The sequence below is a fragment of the Algoriphagus ratkowskyi genome (assembly GCF_002150505.1).
Taxonomy (GTDB): Bacteria; Bacteroidota; Bacteroidia; order Cytophagales; family Cyclobacteriaceae; genus Algoriphagus; species Algoriphagus ratkowskyi.
In genome coordinates this window covers 95,503-117,014 of record NZ_MSSV01000014.1, presented here as the reverse complement: position 1 = coordinate 117,014, position 21,512 = coordinate 95,503, and the positions used below count along the sequence as shown (strand labels likewise).

Sequence of the window (21,512 nt, the reverse complement as noted above, 5' to 3'; positions counted from 1 at the left end):
GAGTATTGGTTAAACTTATGGAAAATCAACCTTTAATACTTGCTTATACATCTATTTTTTATGGATCTTGGCTAAAATCTGAGTCACCCTTTTTTCAAAAACTTTTCTTGTGGCAACTGCTTGTTTTGATCTCTACTTGATCTTTTATCAAAATCATACACGGGAACATTAATTAAAGGACTCCAAAAAAAAAGCACCTCCATACTGAAGGTGCTTATAAATTTTTCACAAACTGAATTTACTTTATGCCTTTTATTTCTTACAAGCAGATTACTTCAATGATAGCTAGTTCGCTGTAAGCTTGTTCATCGGTCACATAATGAAATTACCAGCTTCCTCCCGCTCCTCCGCCTCCGAAGCCACCACCTCCGAAACCACCGAAGCCGCCTCCTCCTCCGCCGAATCCGCCGCCACCACCGCCAAATCCGCCAGATGATCCACGACCACCGCCACCAAGCATAGTTGCTAGCATGATAGTAGTCCACATATCTACTCCGCCACCTTTTCCACCCATGTGATTATTATTGTCATTTTTATTTCTCAAAAGTGGTAGAATTACAAAAATGAAAACGAAGAATAATAGCATAAAGATAGCTCCGCCACTGTTTCCTTTTGATTCAATATCCTCAGCTTTATATTCGCCTGAAGCTAATTTGAATATCATGGTAGTAGCTTCATCAAGACCTGTGTAGTATGATTCGGTCCGGAAATTTGGAAGAATCAGGCTCTCTACTATACGTTTTGCCAAAGCATCAGGAACTGCCCCTTCCATGCCATAGCCCGTGGCAATGAATACATCTCGATCTTCCATTGCTGCAAGAATCAATATTCCATTATCATTGTCTCCGCCGCCTATTCCCCAGGCTTGGCCTAGGCGAAAAGCATAATCAGAAATATCGTATTGACCCACTGAGCGCATCATTACGATGGCAATCTGTGTGGAGGTGCTATCATTGTAGGCGACCAATTTACTTTCCAATTGTGCTACTTCGGTAGCGGAAAGTGTATTGGTGAAATCATTCACCAATTTTGGCGGATCGGGCGCAGGAGGGAAGTCCTGAGCCTGAAGACCTAGGGTGAGAAGAAAGAAAATTAGTAAAAGGGGGTGGATCTTATGATCCAAATGAAATCTCATCAGGAAGCTCGTTTATGTCTGCATCACCCTGATAGGGGAAATGCGTTGCAAGTTGCTCGCCAGCTTGGTGAATACCGTCGATCAGACCTTGTGTAAATTGACCTTGCTTAAATAAGCCGGTCATGTGTTCTTTTATGTTTTCCCAGAAATCTTCAGGAACTACTTCATTGATGCCTTTGTCTCCTAGAATTGCAAAACGCTTATCGACAACGGCCAAGTAGAATAATACGCCATTTCGATCTTTTGTTTGGTGCATTTTAAGGGTGTCGAACACTTTCACTGCACGCTCGAGGACTTCGCCTTTGCAGCGACTTTCTATATGAACTTGGATTTCTCCAGAGGTAGAAACTTCAGCAGACTGGATAGCATTAACTATTGCCTTCCGGTCTGCTGTTGAGAATAATTTCTCAGCCATGATAAAGGGTATTAAAACTGAACTGAAGGTGCATTTTCGGATCCTTCGGATGCCTCGAAATAGCCTTTCTGCTCAAATCCGTACCAGCCAGCAAAGATGTTGTTAGGGAATGTTCTGAGGTTAGAGTTGTAATCCTGTACAGACTGATTGAAGTTACGTCTAGCCACAGCGATTCTGTTTTCTGTACCTTCTAATTGTGCCTGAAGCTCAAGGAAATTTTGGTTGGCTTTCAATTCAGGATAACGCTCTACGCTGACCAATAATCTGCCTAAAGCTCCAGAAAGTTGACCTTGTGCGCCTTGGAATTCAGCTAATTTCTCAGGAGTAAGATTGGAAGGATCCACATTTACAGCAGTAGCTTTTGCTCGTGCCTCGATTACAGCAGTAAGTGTTTCTTGCTCAAACTCAGCATAACCTTTCACCGTGTTTACCAAGTTTGGGATTAGGTCAGATCGACGTTGATATTGAGTCTCTACCTCGGCCCATTGGCCATTAATGACTTCTTCTGTTTGCACAAAAGTATTATAGGTCCCTACGGCTTTGGTGTAAATGAAAATACCGAGCACCAGAAGGATACCTATAGGAATAAGAAACTTTTTCATGTTTTATAGTTGAAATTTATAACTTGATTACACACGTATATTAGTAGGAGAAGTTTTTCGACCCCTTCCCTTCCTCCAAAATTACCGCTTTTATCTGAAATCAATCTAAAACAGCGCTAAATCTGCTTTCTTAAAACAAAGGTGAATTTGTGGTCTTTCCATTTTGTAAGGTCATCGTTTTCATAGCGACGTATCTCTAATTCGATTTCCTTACCAGCTTCAGATCTTAGCAGCTTATTAATTTCAGTCAATTCCCAAATAAATATTGGCACCTTATTTATACTAAGGATTTCATCAAATGATTCTAATCCAGCACGATGTGCAGGAGAACCCGCTCGTATATCCGAAACATAAATTCTATTGTCATCATCTGGAATTTTTTTCACTACCATTCCGCTCATATTGAATTCGAAGGGAGCAAAGAAATTCTCTGCTTTTCGTACAAAAAGGCGACTTCTAGGGTAATCAAATATTAGTCGGGATCTGCCGAGTACTTCTGCTCCTACACTGCCCATTCGGCCAGAGTCTTTAATGACATAGCTGAATGGTGTCTCATCTGGGTAGGATGTGAGCACCTCGTCCAACCTGAAATTTGCTAATTTCATATATTCTACTCGCCCAATAAAGCCATACAATACACCTCCAAGACTTTGGCCTAAAGCTGATTCGAGGAATAGAGGTGGCATAGTAATGTCATCTGAAGTCTCGCGATTAAGCAATAATCCATGGTTTGCGCCTGTATCGATAAGTAATTTAGGATAGATTAGTGACCCATCCTTTTGCCTCACAGTAGTGGTGATGTAAGGTTTATTTTCATAGATAGTCATATCCATTTTTCTATATAAAAGTGGCCTCCATTTAAGTGCGCTTGTTTTGTAAAAAATCATTTTCCCGTCATCATAATTGACTTTTATGGGATTGAACTTAAAAAACTCATATCCCAAAATTCCATAGATCGGAATTCCAAGTACAGATTCTAATTCTATGAACTCATCTTCTAACACAAGTAAGCTTTGAAACACCCCTTCAACTGGACCCAAATCAAAGTGATTAATTGGTGATATTGAGGCCATGAGATCATCATTGCCATCAGCACCTACTAGTTTGATCCTACGTGTATAAACTAGTTCCAGAGCATCCCCTAAGTTTTTGCTGAATAAAATATTAGATCGTACACCCGTGTCAACTAGAAAATTTATTGGAGTATTTCCATTGATGGAAACTGGAATTATGATCAGGCTATTGGATGCATTGAAAGGTATAACAGCCTTTCGCTTATCCTCTTTCATAAAAAATCCTGGCACCTGAGCTAGGCACAGAAGCTGTGTGGCAAAGAAAAAAGCAAGGAAAAGCGATATGCCTTTATACATAGATTGATGAAAACTCAGAGGTCACAAATAAGTTGCTCTGTTTTATGAAAATAGAATTATTCTAACGAATACTAGTAATTTGCTCCATTCTGTTTACGGATTTGATCGATTTAGTTTTAATTAGACTGAAACCAAATTAAGAAGATTAGCCACTTAGGTTTGCCAAAAAATGGATTAAGACTGATCTTTAATTCAAATTATTTTAACACCATGGCAGACAAGGCCCTGATAGAAAAGGCAAAAAAGATCTTTGAAAACTTCCTTTCCAAGCAAGGAAGCAGGAAAACACCTGAAAGATTTTCAGTAATAGACGAACTTTACTCTCTTCCAGAGGATGAGCATATGGATGTGGAGGGGCTTTTTCTCAGCATGAGAAATAAAGGTTACACCATCAGCCGCGCTACTATTTATAATACGTTAGACCTATTGGTGGAAAGTGGCTTGGCTGTAAAGCACCAATTCAAAGATAAAGTTGCACTCTACGAGCAAGCACTTACTTATAAACATCATGATCATCATGTGTGCAATCAATGCCGGAAAATCAGAGAGTTTTCAGACCCCAAAATCAATGAGATCAAGGAGGAAACAGGTAGAAGTTTTCAATCGGCGATCACTAGTCATTCACTAGTATTGTATGGGAATTGTGAAATTGAAAATTGTGAAAACTTGCAGGAGTTCTAGGGTGAGAAATTGCGCAGGTCATATAGGATAACTAAGAAAGCACTTAGGATTTTACTCTGCAGCTCTTTCTTACAAGTGGAAAATTGATGTTTGTGCTGACACGATCATTGACAGTTAATCCGAAATTCAAGTTGAAAGATGTTTCGTAATGCATCTTCTGCGAAAAAACTAAGTGCACATCGTGATTATTTAATTGAAAAAATCCTCCTGTAAATTGGCTTGCGGTACAAAAACTGCAGATAGATCGCCGGGTATAAAAGCAGGGTTGCCAAACCGAAGGGTGCCGAGAATTCCACTTCATCTCTGATGATTGTCTCATTTCCTTCTTTGATAATACGATGTTTGTGCCTCCATTTTTTTAAGAAAAAAGGAAGCTTAATCCCCTCGTCCACGAAGAAATATTCCTTTTCGTCTGTTTGGCTTTGGGTGATCTCACTAGTCCATAGCTGTTTGAAAAGCAAAAAATTCAACTCAAGCGATACTAAATCTCCAACTTCAGACCCGTCAAATCGCGCTAGTTTAACTGGCGGAAATGGAGGGCTTAGCTTGGTGAAAAGGGTTTCATCAAAACCATTTTTTACCGAGAGATAATCCTGATTAACTTGAGTGGATAGATTGATTTTCATTTTTTTCAAAAACTTAAGACAAATAACAAGAAGAGAATCAGCCAAATACCATCCATAAAATGCCAGTAGAAGGTGAACAAGCGAACACGCATTTTTTCAAATGGATTGGTGTGGAGAATTAACTTTCGTACTCCATCTTCTTGACTTTTGACTAATTGGGAATAAAGAATGAGTCCAAAAATCATGGCGCCAAGTAGGTGGAATATATGAATCCCACTTAGCACATATAAAAAGCTTCCGCTCGGAATTCCCGTGAATTCTATTCCTTTTGCCTTCAATTCATACCATCCGATCACCTGTAAAATTGTAAATGCAAATCCTAGAATGACGGTAATTCTAAGCGATCCCAGCAGCTTTTCAGTGTTTTCTTCCTGGTAGGCATGTCTGATGGAGGTAGCCGAAAATCCGCTCAAAACTAACAGAAAGGTGGAAATGAGAAACGCTATCGGTACGGTCTGATTCATTCCCGCGAGTAAATTTCGGGAAGAAAAAAGAAATGCAAAGCTTAGGAATAAAAATATCAGCCCACTCCCAAACATCCCCAAATAGAGCATGGTTTCGTAGGGATGAAGGTTTTCAATCCGCTGAAGAAGAGTAGGATGCTGTTTGCTCAATGCCATTACTCAGAAAACATACTTATGAGGTGAAGGTTCAGAAATATGTAAAAAGAGTTTTGGATTGTTTTAACCACGGTGGGCGCAGAGGGTAACGAGAGGTTGCGGGTATAGTGAATCCGCTACAAATTTGCATTTCTATCTTTGAATAGCTAATAAGTCATGTGAGGACGGTTTTTTTAGCTTGTGGTTTAACCCCGAGTTGGGGAAATGAAGGATGCTTTGAGTTTTGGCCGATTAGACGCCAATTGAGAAATTGAGGCATCGCCAAAACAAGTTGATGATATTTTTAGCCAGTATTAGATATCGATCGTGCCGTTGGCACTCTACAGAACCTTCTTCGTTGTTATAACCCGGAATTGCATTCTGTGCTTATACAGGCCTTGCCTTTGGCAAGGATTTTATGGAACAGGCAGGTATTAGGCCATTAGTATTTGATGTTTATGGAGACACTAACATCGGCTAGAGTAGTTCTACAAATGTGCATTTCTACTCTTAAATAGCTAATAAGTCATGTGAGGACGGTTTTTTTTATAGCTCGGGGTTTCAACCCCGAGGTGTGGAAATGGAGGATAGTTTGAGTTTTGGCCGATTAGATGTCAATTGAGAAATTGAGGTATCGCCAAAAACAAGTTGATGATATTTTTAGCCAGTATTAGATATCGATCGTGCCGTTGGCACTCTACAGAACCTTCTTCGTTGTAATAACCCGGAATTGCATTCTGGGCTTATACAGGCCCTGCCTTTGGCAAGGATTTTAGGAGACAGGCATGCATTAGGCCATTAGTATTTGATGTTTATGGAGACATTAACATTGGCTAGAGTAGTTCTACAAATTTGTATTTCTACTCTTGAATAGCTAATAAGTCATGTGAGGACGGTTTTTTTTATAGCTCGGGGTTTCAACCTTGTGGTGTGGTAATGGAGGATGGTCTGAGTTTTGGCCGATTAGACGTCAATTGAGAAATTGAGGCATCGCCAAAACCAGATGATGATATTTTTAGCCAGTATTAGATATCGATCGTGCCGTTGGCACTCTACAGAACCTTCTTCGTTGTTATAACCCAGAATTGCATTCTGTGCTTATACAGGCCTTGCCTTTGGCAAGGATTTTATGGAACAGGCAGGTATTAGGCCATTAGTATTTGATGTTTATGGAGACACTAACATCGGCTAGAGTAGTTCTACAAATGTGCATTTCTACTCTTGAATAGCTAATAAGTCATGTGAGGACGGTTTTTTTTATAGCTCGGGGTTTCAACCCCGAGGTGTGGAAATGGAGGATAGTTTGAGTTTTGGCCGATTAGATGTCAATTGAGAAATTGAGGCATCGCCAAAACAAGTTGAAGTTATTTTTTTCGCCTGCCATTCGACTTCTACTCATTTCCAAAACTAGGTTTCAATCGTAAAAAAGCCAGCTGATTTGATAATTTCAAGAAGGAATAGATCGAGCCTTTATGCACAAATGCCTTTCCCTCGAAGTATTTACCCATAATCGGGATGCTGTTTTGCAACTTCTGCTCATGGATCTGATCGAGTTTTTCGTCAAAAATAGTTAAGACATACACATAGGTTGGTTTCTGTGGATCGCTACTATCCAGCTCACGACTATACCGATAGAATCGCTGTGCCTGATAATCTTTGACCAGTGGGCCGAATACTACTTCGTCGTTTTTGCGCTTGACCCAATACATGTAGAGACGTTGATCGGTGATATCTTTCCGGTATTTGCCTGACTTCTGATCGGCAGTGATACCACTGTGAAAACTCTTATGAAACACCGAGTCACTTTCTGCATCGTAATACCACAATTCATTGCTTGCCGATGTAGATAGAATGATATCTGGACCATTGAGCAGGAGATATTTCAGTTCCGGAGAACTATTTCTCCTTCCAATATCATAATCCACTGTGACGGTATATTCTTTCAGTTGATCCCAAAAGTCAACTGGAATAAGCTTCATCGACTTATTCAACAGATTAACTTTTGCTATTCCTAGTACACTGCCACCCACTTTGAAGTTGCCGTAGAAACTCGCCAGATATGATCCATCAGTAGAAATCTCACCGAGGCCGTCTATCTCTGTATCAAAAGGCAAACGATCTCCAGATAATTTCCGATTGATCAGTTCATAGGAATCAACTTTTCTGCCTGCTGAATTAAGTTTGTGGATCACTCGATATTCTTTAAAAAAAGTGTCGCCAAAGAGGGTTTTCTTGAGCCCAAAAGGGAAATATTGCTTCACACTGTTAGGTCCACGGATATCGAAGTTTATCACGCTGTCAAGTTTCAGCGTATTCAAATTGATGATTTCTACTCGACCGTTTTCAGGTTTTAGATTATACAGAAGCCCTTCATTTACCGAAAAATCAGACATACTCAGCTCCATGTCTAGGTAAATTTGTTCTTCGCCAGCATCGATGAACACGGTGTCAAGGACGTAGTTGAATTCGGGAAAAACATTTGCTACCGGCAGCTGCACTTCCATCGTTTTTTCTCCGCAGGAGATCAGAAGGAGGAAAAGAAGTGCAGTTGGCTTAAGATTCATGTTCTAAAAAATAGGTTCTAAAATCCATAAAGCCAACTTTATGTGAATGCTGTCAATAAAGACTAGAGTCTTTTCTGCCTCCATTTATGTCTGTATGCCATGGCCTGTCTGACGTACGGAGAATTTATGTACGTGTAGACCCGCAAATCAGCGGTGGTAATAACTATTTACCGCATTTTTGCGGAGAATAAAGAAGGTATTCTCCGCAAGTTTCCGAAGTGATTAAGATTTGATAAACCCGCCTGATTCTAATCGAAGTTAGGTTTGAGTCTCACAAAAGCCAGTTCATCCTCGATATTAATAAAGCTGTAAAGCATTCCATCTTTGAAGAAAGAATTCCTGAAATCATGGAAATTCTCTAATTCCTGCTCTTTAAGCATCTTAAAATCAGCATCAAAAAAAGTGGCGACCTGCTTGAAAACAACAGAATCCGCAATCATACGGTCTTTGTCTGTACTCAGTCTCCAAAAGATATTTTGCTCAGGTAATTTCAAAAACTCTCTAAAAGAAACTTGTTCGTTTTTTGCCTTCTCAGCATCTGTCCATTCTTTGCTTGAGTGCACTTCGTTAGGGAAATTTCGAATCTTTTCGTTGTCAGTAAGGCTTGCTTTAAAACTGTAGTGAGACAGGCTGTCAGAGCTTGTATTATAGTGATACACTTCGTTATAAGCTGAGGAGGAGATAATCAGATTATTGTCAATGAATCTCAGGAAAGGAAACTCTCCTGTAGTGATACCAGGAGCATTTCCCTCTTGATGAATTATTTCAAATTGCTTAAGCTTTTCAAATAGTTTCATAGGAATGTACTTTATCGAGTCAGTCTCTAAATCAATCACTACGATTCCTTTTGCTGGTTTTTTGAAATCAAAGTTGACTAGTGTGCTCGCGAGTAGTTTGCCGTCATCAGAAAGTACGCTGTTCCATCCAATTTTCTCTTTCTCTTTTTGATCGTTATTTTGAATTTTGATTTGATCAAGATCAATGGTTTTAACAAGCTTACCCTGCTCGGTGACAATGTGGATTTTAAACTGACCAAACAAACCGATATTACCATTTTCCAATACCTGAATTTTTCCATAATAAGGCAGCCCAATTCCATCAGGACCTTCTTTTTCTAATTGGACTGTCTTCTCTAATTTGAGATCGTCCAAGTTCACAATCTCCAGTAGGAACGTTTTTGGATTTAGATTATAGAGCAGTTTCCGGTCTTTGGAAACATCTGACAAACTCAAATCCTCGTTGAGAAAAAAGAAGTGATCCCCGGCATCCACCATCACGGTGTCAATTTTATAGGAGAATTGGAAGTCATCGTTTCCGCTTTTGGAAGAGTCTTCCGAGGAGCAGCTTGCAAGAGCAAGTGCTATGAGTAAAATGAGGTTCTTATTCATCATGAAAATTTGGTTTAAGGCGTATAAAAGCCAGTTCATCGCCGATATTTAAAAATGTGTAAAGCATTCCTTGGTGTACAAAAGTCTTTGCAGCAAAATAGTGACCGGGAATAGTTACTTCATCTCTCATTTTCTCCTCATGAAGCTGATTCAGTTTCTCATCGAAAATTGTGAGTACGTAAGCGTAGTTATTTTCACTGTCATCCCCTTCACGACTGTAGCGATAGAATCGGCCTAAGTTTTCGTCCTTCACTAAGGGACCAAATACCACTTGATCATTCTTTTGTTTGTTAGCCTGATCAAATGATTCCTGAGAATTGGCGGTTTTTGGATAGTTCACCACCTTTTCATTTTGAGTAAAAGCACTGGAATATTCTTTATGAAAAGTGCTATCCATAGCAGCTTCGTAGTACCAAAGTTCATTTTTGGCGGTAGTCGATAGAATCAAATTATTTCCATCAAGTGTTAGAAATTTATACTCAGGAGAAGAAAAAGCTCTACCATCTCCCACATCCATTTTGATATTGTATTTGTCCATATCAGCCCAAAAGTCCAAGGGAATTAGCTGCAAACTGCTATCTGCAAAAGTGACTTTAGCTAATCCGGTATATGTTCCTCCAGTTTGATACACTCCATAGACACTGGCGAAGTAAGAACCATCATTAGCGATTTGACCCATCCCATCTATTTCTTCGTTTGCCTTCAAGTCATCACCTTTCAAAAATTCATTAGACAATCTATAGGACGCAATCTTGGTAGCCATAGAGTCCAGTTGATTCATCAGCATGTAATTCATGAAAAATAAACTGCCATTATCAGCTTTCTTTATTCCAGTTAGAGCCATTTCAATTATACTATTGGGCCCATCAAGGTCATATTGAACCAGACGTTCAAGGGTTTTATTTTTCAGATCAATAATCTCCACCCTGCCCGATTGAGAGTTTAGATTGTACAATGCGCCGTCTTTCGCAGAATAATCCGAAAAAAACAATCCCATATTCAGAAATAGAAACTCGTCCTTCGCATCGATGTAAACCGTATCTATTTCATAGCTGAAAAAAATTGTTTCTAGTTGTGTATTCTCAGCATTTTCTGGAGAACCGCAGCCGGCCAAGGCCACCAAAATAATTGGAAATAGGAATCTGAGTTTAGTCATAGCTAGGTTTGATGCGGACGAAGCCAAGCTCGTCTTCTATGTTGACATAGGAGTAGAGTTTGCCGTCTTTAAAGAAAGAGAAGTTGGGTCTATTGAAATCCACGACTTCTTCATGAAGTTGATTTAAGTCGGAATCGAAAATGGTAATGACGTTTTTGAACGTAGCCGAATCCCCAATCATTCGGTCTAGATCTGTAGTGAACCTAAATACCTTATCACTTATGTCGTCATATAGGAAGTTCCCGAATTCGACTTGCTTTTGGGCTTCCTCCCTGATTTCCATCATTTCTTCAAAGCTATTTCCGGTAGTCCTTTCACTTACTTTTTTAGCATTCGGGGTTAGCTTAGAATTGAAGACTTTGTGCGTCAAAGAATCAGTCGTGAGGTCGTAAAGGACTGCCTCGTTGAAATTATGTGATGAGATAATCAACTTGTCTTTTAACTGATAATAGCTCAGCGATTCCCGAGTTTGAGATTGGAGATTACCATTTTCCATCCATGTTCGGACGTATTGATTGCTTCGTTCAAATAGATCTAAAGGCACTTTTTTTAATTTTCGAGTGCTTAGCTCTACGATTGCTAATCCATTTTTAGCTTTTTGAAAATCCTCTGGCCCATAGGGAACAAACAAATATTTGCCGTCTGTAGAGACATGGTAATCAGCATCCAAGGATTCATCAGCGTTTAAACCTTCAAATTTTTCTTTCGGAATAGTATAGGTCTTAAGGGAATCCAACTGAGCATTGAATTCTCTGACATCTACGAAACTTGTAAAAAAGAATTTACCATCTGTAGAAATCAAAACACTACTTGGATCTCCTGTACCTAGTGGCCCTTCCTTTTCCATTTTGATTCGTCGATCTAGGTTCAGGTTTTCCAAATCGATGACTTCAAACTCAGGGATATCTGGATTGAAGTTGAACAGCATTTTCTTATCGGGAGAAAGTGCAGCAGTGTTTAGCCATCTTTTCAGATAAATAATCCCATCTCCAGGATCTACCATCACGGTATCGATAGAGTAAGAAAAGTCAAATTCACTCTTATTTGATCCATCAGGTTGTTTGCTGCAAGAAAGGCAAAAAATTGAGAGTAGAATAAGTAGAAATGTGTTTCTCATAGTTGGCTAAAAATCAAAAGTGAATACCGCGAAGCCTAGCTCGTCTTCTACATTGACATAGGACCAGAGCTTGCCGTTTTTAAAGAATGGGTATGATGGTATTGTATTAAGTTCTACTAAATGTTTCTCACCAATCAGGTTCAGCTGGGGATCAAAAACAGAAAGAAAGATTTTATTTTTTTTACTAGGCTCTTCAGAAATGCTTGGAATAAGTAAGGAGCTGAAGCGAAAAAACCGTTTCGATTGATCATCCCAAAGCAATTTTTCGAAACCCACATCAGAATTGAGCAAAGCATTCTGCCCTTTTCGCTCCTCTGCTGAGGAAACTTCATTTTTTATTTTTATTGTCTTTTCTGTTGGGGTCAGCATAAGGGGGAAAGTGATGTATTCCAGAGTATCCTGCTCTGGATCATAGCGGTAAACTCCGCTGCTCACAGCAGTGGTTATATACACGTTGGAATTAATGGCTTGCACGTTGACTTCTTGGACCGAACTCATCTTATACCCATATTCATTTGAAACGATTCTATAGTCATGCGTTCGGTCCATTTCTGGCAAGTCTATCACCTCGTTGCTTTCCCCTTCAAAGTTGATAGCAACGAGGTTGAAGACAGGCTGATCGAAAGCAGTTTCCAACAAAAATCCCTTTTGTTGCTCTGCCAAGAAAACAAACTGCGAAAGCATACTTCGCTCCGCACTTTCACTAGGTATAAGCTTTTTAATTGAATAGTCAAAGTCAGTCGATAGCTCTCCGGACTTGGAAAACTTACCTATTTTTTGACTATTTGTGAAAATGAAATATCCATCTGATGCTCCCGTCATAAATCCTTTATAAGGACCCAATCCATTTGGACCTTCTTTTTCAAAAGAATAGCTGGCCGTTAGCTCTAATTTGTTCAAGTCGATTTCTTGTAATTGGAAGGTTGTTTCATCAAACTTATAAAGCTTTTGATGATCCTGACTTAGGGTAGAACCGGACAATCCATAGTTGAGATTTATAATTTCCTCGCCAGGATCTACTATCACGGTATCGACTGAATATGTCAGGTTTTCAAGGATATTTTTAGCTTCTGTCGATTCAGACTCTTTATCACCACAGGCAGAAAGAAGTGCTAGAATGGAAATAGTAAGGAGTTTTTTCATAGTTTCTTAAAAATTAAAAGTGAATACTGCGAAGCCGAGCTCGTCATCCACATTGACATAGGAATAGAGCTTGCCGTCTTTGAAGAAGGGGGATTCAAGTCTATAATCAATTTGATCTAGTTGTTTCTTTCCGAGGAGATTTAAGTCTTTGTCATAGGTGAAAAGGAAAACGTCAGATTTTTTTTCCAATTCAGGCGTTTCCTGTGGTATTAAATTATATCCCAATCGGAAATATTTCTGTCGCTTCTTATCCCATAAGAAATCATCAAAGCTTGTTTGATAAATGAATTTGGCCGTTTCAGCCTTGAACTCATTTTCATCGGACACCTCTTGTTTTATTTCACCTGATTTGCTTGGAGCAACTAGCTGGTGAGGAAATTCAACTAATCGAAGAGAGTCAGTTTGATAATCATACACATAGCTGTCTGAATTGGCACTGCTTGTAATAAAAAGTTTGTTGTTCAAAATATTCAAAGAAACACCTTCACCCCTTCCCATAAATAGCTTTCCTGTGTTGAGGCTTACTCTAAACTTTAGCGTTGAAATCATAGCAGGCAGTGAAATTGACTTTCCGGTTTTTGCTTCTGGATCTATAATAATTAGTCTTACATCCGAACTTGTTTTGTAAGGGTTTGTCAAGGCAAAGAGGTGCTTTTCGTCATGGGAGATATGGGCTTTATTGGTAATAAGGCCTCCTTCATCCACATCGAGACCTTCTATTTCTCTAAAATTGAATTTTAGGTTTTTCTCCAGTTCTCCACTCTTGAAATAGGTACCGACATTTATTAAGGAAGAAACAAATAAGAATCTATCATTACTCAAAGGTTGCATAGTGGGAGGATTGAAACCGATAGAATTTGGGCCTTCCCTTGAGAATTGGTAGACATTTGTCAATTCTAATGTTTTTAGATCAATCTCGTTAATGGCTGTTTTACTGTAGTCATATAGGAAGAATTTCTTCTCGTCTAGCGAAATGGAAGAAAACCGTGAACCATGCGAAAGATCTATAATTTCATTTCCAGGATCCACCACCACTGTATCCACAGAATATGTCAGGTTTTCAAGGATGTTTTTTTGTGAAGTGGATTCTGAAGTATCTTTAGTTTCACAGGAATAAAGAGAAACAAGTAGAGTAGCGTAAAAAAATAATCTCTTCATAAACAGTAGGGTTAGCTATAAAACTAAATAAACTGTCTTAAAAAAGCGATCCTAAAATGTTAAAAAATCAAAAAAATAGTTAGGAACTGCAATAAAATGAGGCTTGGAAATTATGATATACTGATTTGATATTTATGCTGGTTGGGGAAGTGGAGGGAATGAGATCTTGGGGATGTCTTGGATTGGTCACTCAGTCCATGGGTTGCACCCATGGTTATTGAGAGGTTTGACCACTTTGTGGTCATGCTATTGAATCTATAAACATTCGATTTTAAATCTTCAAATTGAAGATCCCGAAGGGATCAAACTTTTCAATAACCGCGGGTGCAACCCGTGGCTAAATGAAATAATGATCTATCAAGGCAACCCCAAAGGGGTTGAATTATTAGTAAAGGATTAAAACTAATATCTGCTTTCTAGGCCCTAATCCACCGACTCCATTAGCGTACGGAATGGAATTGCTTTCTCACCATATCTCGCTTGAGTTTCGAAGCGTAATTCGTGTGCAAATCGAGCTTCGTACTCAATCAGCTTCTTCGTGTTCTCAGCAAAGAACTGGATAGCGTAATTGGTGACATTGTCGTCTGGGCTGTTCAAAAGTCTGAAGAATTTATGTTCAGTAAATAGTCCGGTAGCGAAAATATCAGGAATGTGAGTGTCTTTCATCCATTGGACAAAATCCTCTTCTATCTCATTGGAAACGGTGAACGTGATGTTGTAAAGAATCATATCGGGGGATTTTGGCTGAAATTTCGTTTTTTTGCAAACAGATTTGAGTTTCCAAAGTTAGGAAACCATACACTAAAATTGAATTTACTTCTTCCAAAGCTTTACCTAAACATGCATAAAATAGCTCAGGCGCCCCCACAGGTTCAGAATTTGCGATTGATAATTGCCAAAATTGTGGTCGTTGCCTTGTATGGAGTTGGTGTCGTTGGCTTAAGTTTGCCAGAATATCGGGAGTATTTTCTGATGCTCACTCCAGCTCAGCTACTGATTACACTTGTATTACTTCTGGGGTTTCACCGAGGCTGGTCTGAAGCTTTTCCCATTTTTGCTGCAGCGGCATTTTGGTTAGGTTTCGGAGCTGAGCTTATCGGAATTCATACGGGATATATTTTTGGTGATTATGTTTATGGTCCTACATTAGGCCCTATGCTTTGGGAAGTACCGATCATTATTGGTGTAAACTGGTTTATATTGGTTTATCTAACCGGGGCGGTCTTTTACAAAGTCACAGACAATGATTTGTTGGCAGCTACACTTGGGGCGACTGCCATGCTTGTCATCGACTACATCATGGAGCCAGTAGCTGTAGCATTAGATATGTGGCATTGGAAGTTTGAAGTTATCCCTCCCGAAAATTACCTGACGTGGTTTGCTGTGGCATTTCTGATTCATTTGATTTATAGAAAAGGGAATTTTGATAAAGGCAATCCCATCGCCGCCTTTGTGCTAGTAACTATGATACTCTTCTTCACTATTCTTAATTTCACGCTTGAGCTATGATTTTCTATCATAAAATGAGCTTGAAAGCAATTAATTCTAAAACAAAAAAGAAACAGCGCAAGTTGTACGTCTGATGATTGAAGCGATAGGATTTACCATTTTGGGATTTGTCATAATGGAATTGACTGGTTGGGCGATTCACAAATATCTTATGCATGGACCTTTGTGGATGATTCATAAAACTCATCACGAACATTCCAACTCCTTTTTTGAGTTGAATGACCTATTTTCATTACTGTTTGGAAGTATTGCTGTTCTACTGATTTTTTTGGGAGTTGGGGAATTTGATTATAGATTTTGGATGGGAGTTGGAATAAGTATTTATGGAATGCTCTACTTTTTTCTACATGATGTACTGATCCATCGCCGAGTGAAATGGTTGGATCGTCCTAAGAGCGGGTTTTTGAAAGGGATATTAAAAGCACATCAAGCGCATCATCATAGTGTGAGGAAAGAGGGAGCAGTATCCTTTGGGCTGTTTTGGGTGCCAAAGAAATATTTTAAGCATAGAGAAAGGTGAGCAACTACTCAATAAAAGATTTAGAACAACTATCTGGGATCAAAGCGCATACGCTGAGAATTTGGGAACAACGCTACAACTTACTCAGTCCCAAAAGAACAGATACAAACATTCGTTTTTATGATGATGCTGACCTGAAGCGGATTCTAAATGTGGCAATGTTGAATGCCAATGGGCTGAAAATTAGCAAAATAGCAGCGATGAGTGCAGGAGATATTTCGCAGGAAATCATCAAACTCACGGATCAATCCATCGATCATAACGATCAGATTCAGGCGCTCACGATCTGTATGATCGAATTGGATGAAGTTAGATTTGAGAAGGTGCTATCTACAATAATCCTTAAGATGGGTTTTGAGGATACTGTTCTCAACATCATATATCCCTTTCTTTCTAAAATTGGAATTCTTTGGCAAACGGGCGCAATTAGTCCTGCTCAGGAGCATTTTATTTCCAACCTGATACGTCAAAAACTAATCGTTGCCATAGATGGTCAGATGGGAAATAATCAGGGTAAGACTTTTATGCTTTTTCTTCCTGAAGGAGAATTACACGAGCTTTCATTGCTTTTCAGTTGCTACTTGATTAAAAAGCATGGACATAAAGTGATCTATCTAGGTCAAAGTACTCCAAATGCAGATTTGATTTCTGTCTATAAAATGCAGAAACCGAACTATCTCCTTACGGTGATTACTTCATCACCAGCTGGAGATAAAGTTCAAGAATATGTTGATATGCTGGGTAGAGAATTCACAGACTCCGAAATTTTTGTATCAGGTTTGCAGGCCTTAGATCAGTCAATTTCCATTCCTTCCAATATCCGATTGCTCACTTTTGCGAAGGAAATTAAGGATGAATTGATAAAAATGGAGAAGCAAAAAGTTTAGATATACTATAGTTTGGTTAAACAAGAGTATTCTTAGTGAATACTTTTTTTATGCCCAAAAATGCCTTAAATCCTTATTTAAAGCCATTTCTATAGAATGTTGAATTTTATTGTTTAATTAAAACGTAATAAAGTTAAACAAAAAGTTGTAATTCTGTTTAACATATACTATATTTGATTAAACAAAACCACAAAACAATGACCTCAATAGAATTCACTTATTCGCTAAACCAGCTTTCGGGTGTTTTGAAGCCATTTGCAATGAAGTTGACTAGAGATCTAGACGACGCAAATGACTTGCTTCAAGACACGATGGTAAAAGCATTCACTAATCAGGACAAATTCACCGAGGGAACAAATCTGAAAGCTTGGCTGTATACAATCATGAAAAACACCTTTATCACTAATTATCAGAAAATGGTGAGAAGGGCAACTTTTGTAGATACCACAGACAATCTACACTACATAAATTCCAGCGGTTCATTGATCGAAAACTCAGTTTACGGAGATTTTGCGATGGACGATATTTATAAAGCTATCGACAAGCTAGATGATATCTTTAGTGTACCCTTTTTGCTTTATTATAGAGGATTCAAATACCATGAGATCGCAGATCGTCTAAGCATTCCCATTGGTACGGTAAAAAATAGAATTCATATTGCCCGTAAATACTTAAAAGAAGATTTAAGTGTTTATAAACATGTAAATTAAGAAAATGAAGCAAAAACATGTGGTCGTGATAGGTTCTGGTTTTGCAGGTCTTTCTGCAGCAACTCATCTCGCTACCAACAATTTCTCAGTAACCCTCTTAGAAAAAAATGCTTCTCCAGGAGGTAGAGCGAGAAAATTTTCAAGTGATGGATTTACGTTTGATATGGGGCCAAGCTGGTATTGGATGCCCGATGTGTTCGAGGATTACTTTTCACATTTCGGAAAAACGCCTGCTGACTACTACGAATTAATACGTCTTGATCCGTCCTATTCAGTGATCTATGGAGAAGAGGATATTTTGGATATTCCTGCAAATTTAGATGAGTTCAAATCCCTTTTGGAGCAAATAGAGCCAGGAGCTGCTGCAGAATTAGATAAGTTTTTGGCACAGGCCAAATATAAATATCAGGTAGGGATTCACGATTTGGTGAAGCGTCCAAGTAGATCACTGATGGAGTTTGCCTCATTAGCTCTGATGAAAGATGTGATACGCATGGATATTTTTCAATCGATGTCTAGCCATGTTCGTAAATTTTTCAAATCGGAGAAAATCATACGATTGATGGAATTTCCAGTCCTTTTTCTAGGAGAAACTGCTGAGAATATTCCTGCACTGTATAGCTTAATGAACTATGCAGATATAGCATTAGGTACTTGGTATCCAAAAGGTGGGATGCATGAAATCATCAAGGCTATGGTGACTTTGGCTGAGGAAAAAGGTGTGCAAATAAGATATAACGCCGAAGTAGAAGAAATAGAAATTGAACGTGGAGAGGCCAAAAGAGTAAGGTTAATCTCAGGTGAACGAATCAAAGCCGATATAGTGGTAGCAGGAGCAGATTACCATCACGTGGATAGACACCTTGTCAATCCAAATTATAGTAATTACAGTGAAGAATATTGGAATAGTAGAGTGTTGGCTCCGTCTAGCTTGCTGTTTTATTTAGGAGTTGACAAAAAGTTAGCTAATCTGCGTCATCATAATCTATTTTTTGACGAACCGCTTGGTCCTCATGCAGATGCGATCTATAAAAATCCAAGATGGCCCGAAGCTCCGTTATTCTATGCATGCGTTCCTTCTATTACGGATGAGACGGTGGCTCCAGATGGGATGGAAAACCTGTTTTTGTTGATTCCACTGGCGCCGGATTTGGAAGATTCTGAGGAGACTAGAGAAAAGTACTATGAGATGATCATGGATAGGTTGGAAAAAATAAGTGGACAGGAAATACGATCTCATATCATATTTAAGCGATCCTATGCACATTCAGATTTTAAATCTGACTATCATGCGTTTAAAGGTAATGCTTATGGACTGGCAAATACATTGAAGCAAACGGCGCTATTGAAGCCATCACTTAAAAACAAAAAGGTGAGCAATCTGTTCTACACCGGGCAGCTTACTGTGCCTGGACCAGGCGTGCCTCCATCGCTGATCTCGGGCTATGTGGTGGCTACTGAGGTGATTCGAGAAAATTCTTAAAAATATAGTATATTCAACATCATGGATGCAAAGGAGTTATATGATCAAACAAGCCTGGACTGTGGTAAGCTGATCACTCAGCGTTACAGTACCAGCTTCACTCTGGGCATCCAAACGCTGGATAAAAAGTTCCATGCACCGATCTATGCGATCTATGGATTCGTCAGATACGCAGATGAGATTGTAGATACATTTCATGATCATGATAAAGCCAAATTGCTTGAGGAATTTAGGCACCAAACCTATGTTGCCATCGATTCAGGGCTTTCCCTTAATCCTGTGCTTCATGGTTTTCAGATGATGGTAAATAAGTATGAAATCGATCTGGATTTGATTGAGGCATTTTTTAAAAGTATGGCGATGGACTTAGATTTTACCACATACAATGATAGTTGCTACTTAGATTACATTTATGGCTCAGCTGAAGTAGTGGGTTTAATGTGTTTGAAAGTATTCGTAGAAGGGGATCATGCAATGTATCTACGACTTAAGAGGCCTGCGCAGATGCTTGGATCTGCTTTTCAAAAAGTCAATTTCCTTCGTGATATTAAAAGCGATTTTGAGGAACGTGGTAGGGTATATTTTCCAGGAGTTTCATACGAATTGTTTGATAAAAGTGCCAAAAGTATAATTGAGATTGATATTCAAAAAGATTTTGATGAGGCACTAATTGGATTATGTCAACTTCCAGATGGAGCAAAACTTGGTGTTAAAGTGGCTTACTTATATTATCAAAAGTTATTCGACAAAATTAAAGGCCTTTCAGCTGCTACCATCACTCATGAGCGAATTCGAATTCCAAACTCTCAAAAATTTTCTTTGCTTATCGGAACCTACTTCGGCAGTAAACTTGGCTTAGGCTAGCTATGGAAAAGTATCTTTATCTGGCGGTAAATCTATTTGCCATATCCTTCCCGCTTGTCCGTTCATTTGAGTCAAAAATCAGGTATGCAAGTAAGTGGTACGCCTTGTTTCCTGCACTTATAATCTCAGCTACGTTGTTTTTGATTTGGGATCATTGGTTTACTGTAATCGGTATTTGGGAATTCAATCCTAGATATTTACTGGGAATTTACATTTTTGAGCTGCCAATTGAAGAGTGGCTATTCTTCTTCACTGTTCCTTTTGCTTGCGTATTCATTTATGAGGTGTTGATTTACTTTTTCCCAAAAGATATTTTTCAACCTGCAGGAAAGCCCTTTGTCTTTGTTATGATTCCAGTTTTGCTCGTTCTGGCATTTATAAATTTGGATAAAATGTACACCTCCGTGAATTTTTTCGTGGGGGCTTTTGCGCTTGCAATACACTGGTTGATTTTCAAAAATAAATATATGGGCAGATTCTTATTTGCCTATCTAGTTCATCTTATTCCGTTTATTCTCTTCAATGGTATTCTGACTGGTGGCCTCACCTCAGAACCTGTAGTGATCTATAATAATGCCGAAAATTTGGGAATTCGAATCTGGACAGTTCCTATCGAGGATACGATATATTCTATGACGTTACTGCTCATGAATGTGTCGTTATTTGAGTATTTTAGAAATAGAAAAACAATTCAAGAGGCTTAAAGTTATTAGCTTATGAAGAATCTTCACGTTCAAATAGATACACATTCGGGGTTTTGCTTCGGGGTAGTTTATGCCATAGAGATGGCAGAAGACATGCTTGATGAGGCGGGCTATCTCTATTGTCTTGGAGATATTGTGCACAACGATGAGGAGGTTAATAGACTTAAAAGAAAAGGTTTAAGAATTATTGACCATGAGGTTCTGAAAGAACTTAAGGATGAAAAAGTCTTGATTCGCGCTCACGGAGAGCCTCCATCTACTTACGAATTAGCAATCAAAAATAATCTTACGCTGATCGATGCAAGTTGTCCCGTAGTGCTGAAGCTTCAGCATAGGATCAAAAATTCTTTTGACAAGGGCGATTCTATATATATCTATGGCAAGCATGCTCATGCTGAGGTAATTGGTCTGCTCGGCCAGACGAATAACGAAGCGGTGGTTTTTCAGGATATTTCGGAATTGGATCTGAAGACACTTCCCAAAAATATCACACTCTACAGCCAGACGACAAAAAGTACTGACAAATTCTACGAGATCAACCAAGTCTTGAAAGATAATGGCATTGAAGTTAATACCAATGATACGATTTGCAGACAAGTGTCTAACAGAGATAGGGAACTGAGAGCTTTTGCAACCCAATTTGATAAAATAATTTTTGTCAGTGGTACCAAATCATCCAATGGAAAAGTACTTTTTAATGTCTGTAAAGAAACTAATCCAAGCACTTATTTTGTCTCGAATTCTGATCAAATCGAGACTAATTGGTTTTCTGAAAATGAGAGCGTAGGAATCTGTGGAGCTACTTCTACTCCTCTATGGCTGATGGAGCAGGTGAAGGAAAGAGTTCTGACTTTTTGAGAAAACATTCCCAACTTGCTGGT

General features: G+C 38.9%; 22 protein-coding genes. 9 read left to right on the top strand and 13 right to left on the bottom strand.

The annotated features are described in order from the left end of the window. Positions 1 to 325: 325 nt before the first annotated feature. From BVH02_RS14500 to BVH02_RS14485, 4 genes are all read right to left on the bottom strand, one after another. Positions 326 to 1,135, bottom strand: coding sequence for a TPM domain-containing protein (locus BVH02_RS14500; RefSeq protein ID WP_086502176.1), 810 nt, complete (start codon positions 1,133 to 1,135; stop codon positions 326 to 328). Next, complete coding sequence (locus BVH02_RS14495) at positions 1,113 to 1,550, bottom strand: TPM domain-containing protein (protein ID WP_086502175.1); 438 nt, start codon at positions 1,548 to 1,550, stop codon at positions 1,113 to 1,115. Before BVH02_RS14495 ends, BVH02_RS14500 begins: the two co-directional genes overlap by 23 nt. A gap of 11 nt (positions 1,551 to 1,561) precedes the next feature. Continuing rightward, a complete protein-coding gene (locus tag BVH02_RS14490; RefSeq protein ID WP_086502174.1) occupies positions 1,562 to 2,152 on the bottom strand; it encodes a LemA family protein in 591 nt (196 codons plus the stop codon). A gap of 116 nt (positions 2,153 to 2,268) precedes the next feature. Then, positions 2,269 to 3,522 carry a retropepsin-like aspartic protease gene (locus BVH02_RS14485; RefSeq protein WP_086502173.1) on the bottom strand — a complete coding sequence of 418 codons (1,254 nt, stop codon included), beginning with the start codon at positions 3,520 to 3,522 and terminating at the stop codon, positions 2,269 to 2,271. 210 nt (positions 3,523 to 3,732) lie between these two features. On the opposite strand from BVH02_RS14485, the gene BVH02_RS14480 reads away from it, so the two are divergent. Next, entirely contained in the window at positions 3,733 to 4,203 is a 471-nt protein-coding gene (locus BVH02_RS14480; RefSeq protein WP_086502172.1) for a Fur family transcriptional regulator, read from the top strand. 185 nt (positions 4,204 to 4,388) lie between these two features. Here BVH02_RS14480 and BVH02_RS14475 read toward each other — a convergent pair whose 3' ends face one another. The 9 genes from BVH02_RS14475 to BVH02_RS14435 form a co-directional block, all read right to left on the bottom strand. Beyond that, positions 4,389 to 4,829 (bottom strand): SRPBCC family protein, encoded by a 441-nt coding sequence (locus BVH02_RS14475; RefSeq protein WP_086502171.1) that lies wholly within the window; start codon positions 4,827 to 4,829, stop codon positions 4,389 to 4,391. Between the two features lie 5 nt (positions 4,830 to 4,834). Next, positions 4,835 to 5,449, bottom strand: a complete 615-nt coding sequence (locus BVH02_RS14470) for a cytochrome c oxidase subunit 3 (RefSeq protein WP_086502170.1) — start codon at positions 5,447 to 5,449, stop codon at positions 4,835 to 4,837. Positions 5,450 to 6,819: 1,370 nt separating this feature from the next. Beyond that, positions 6,820 to 7,992 carry a DUF4221 family protein gene (locus BVH02_RS14465; RefSeq protein WP_086502169.1) on the bottom strand — a complete coding sequence of 391 codons (1,173 nt, stop codon included), beginning with the start codon at positions 7,990 to 7,992 and terminating at the stop codon, positions 6,820 to 6,822. Between the two features lie 248 nt (positions 7,993 to 8,240). Further along, positions 8,241 to 9,383: a DUF4221 family protein gene (locus tag BVH02_RS14460; protein ID WP_158093899.1), complete on the bottom strand. Its 1,143-nt coding sequence runs from the start codon at positions 9,381 to 9,383 to the stop codon at positions 8,241 to 8,243. Further along, a complete protein-coding gene (locus tag BVH02_RS14455; protein WP_086502167.1) occupies positions 9,373 to 10,536 on the bottom strand; it encodes a DUF4221 family protein in 1,164 nt (387 codons plus the stop codon). The genes BVH02_RS14460 and BVH02_RS14455 overlap by 11 nt, the downstream gene beginning before the upstream one ends. Beyond that, complete coding sequence (locus tag BVH02_RS14450) at positions 10,529 to 11,653, bottom strand: DUF4221 family protein (protein ID WP_086502166.1); 1,125 nt, start codon at positions 11,651 to 11,653, stop codon at positions 10,529 to 10,531. Before BVH02_RS14450 ends, BVH02_RS14455 begins: the two co-directional genes overlap by 8 nt. A 6-nt stretch (positions 11,654 to 11,659) precedes the next feature. Then, positions 11,660 to 12,796: a DUF4221 family protein gene (locus BVH02_RS14445; protein WP_086502165.1), complete on the bottom strand. Its 1,137-nt coding sequence runs from the start codon at positions 12,794 to 12,796 to the stop codon at positions 11,660 to 11,662. Between the two features lie 6 nt (positions 12,797 to 12,802). Continuing rightward, entirely contained in the window at positions 12,803 to 13,954 is a 1,152-nt protein-coding gene (locus BVH02_RS14440; RefSeq protein WP_086502164.1) for a DUF4221 family protein, read from the bottom strand. A 423-nt stretch (positions 13,955 to 14,377) separates the two neighbouring features. Beyond that, a complete protein-coding gene (locus BVH02_RS14435) occupies positions 14,378 to 14,683 on the bottom strand; it encodes a DUF4286 family protein (protein WP_086502163.1) in 306 nt (101 codons plus the stop codon). Positions 14,684 to 14,794: 111 nt separating this feature from the next. Here BVH02_RS14435 and BVH02_RS14430 point away from each other — a divergent pair, with 111 nt between their 5' ends. From BVH02_RS14430 to BVH02_RS14395, 8 genes are all read left to right on the top strand, one after another. Further along, on the top strand, positions 14,795 to 15,463 hold the full coding sequence (locus BVH02_RS14430; RefSeq protein WP_086502162.1) for a carotenoid biosynthesis protein: 669 nt from the start codon (positions 14,795 to 14,797) through the stop codon (positions 15,461 to 15,463). A gap of 73 nt (positions 15,464 to 15,536) precedes the next feature. Then, on the top strand, positions 15,537 to 15,983 hold the full coding sequence (locus BVH02_RS14425; protein ID WP_086502161.1) for a sterol desaturase family protein: 447 nt from the start codon (positions 15,537 to 15,539) through the stop codon (positions 15,981 to 15,983). Beyond that, positions 15,980 to 16,870 carry a MerR family transcriptional regulator gene (locus BVH02_RS14420; RefSeq protein WP_086502160.1) on the top strand — a complete coding sequence of 297 codons (891 nt, stop codon included), beginning with the start codon at positions 15,980 to 15,982 and terminating at the stop codon, positions 16,868 to 16,870. The genes BVH02_RS14425 and BVH02_RS14420 overlap by 4 nt, the downstream gene beginning before the upstream one ends. 197 nt (positions 16,871 to 17,067) lie before the next feature. Further along, on the top strand, positions 17,068 to 17,580 hold the full coding sequence (locus BVH02_RS14415; protein ID WP_086502159.1) for an RNA polymerase sigma factor: 513 nt from the start codon (positions 17,068 to 17,070) through the stop codon (positions 17,578 to 17,580). Between the two features lie 4 nt (positions 17,581 to 17,584). Beyond that, on the top strand, positions 17,585 to 19,063 hold the full coding sequence (locus tag BVH02_RS14410) for a phytoene desaturase family protein (protein ID WP_086502158.1): 1,479 nt from the start codon (positions 17,585 to 17,587) through the stop codon (positions 19,061 to 19,063). A gap of 21 nt (positions 19,064 to 19,084) precedes the next feature. Beyond that, the gene (locus tag BVH02_RS14405) at positions 19,085 to 19,927 is read left to right on the top strand and encodes a phytoene/squalene synthase family protein (protein WP_086502157.1); all 843 of its coding nucleotides are present in this window, start codon (positions 19,085 to 19,087) and stop codon (positions 19,925 to 19,927) included. A gap of 2 nt (positions 19,928 to 19,929) precedes the next feature. After that, positions 19,930 to 20,631 (top strand): lycopene cyclase domain-containing protein, encoded by a 702-nt coding sequence (locus BVH02_RS14400; protein ID WP_086502156.1) that lies wholly within the window; start codon positions 19,930 to 19,932, stop codon positions 20,629 to 20,631. Between the two features lie 12 nt (positions 20,632 to 20,643). Further along, on the top strand, positions 20,644 to 21,489 hold the full coding sequence (locus BVH02_RS14395) for a 4-hydroxy-3-methylbut-2-enyl diphosphate reductase (RefSeq protein ID WP_086502155.1): 846 nt from the start codon (positions 20,644 to 20,646) through the stop codon (positions 21,487 to 21,489). Positions 21,490 to 21,512 lie beyond the last annotated feature (23 nt).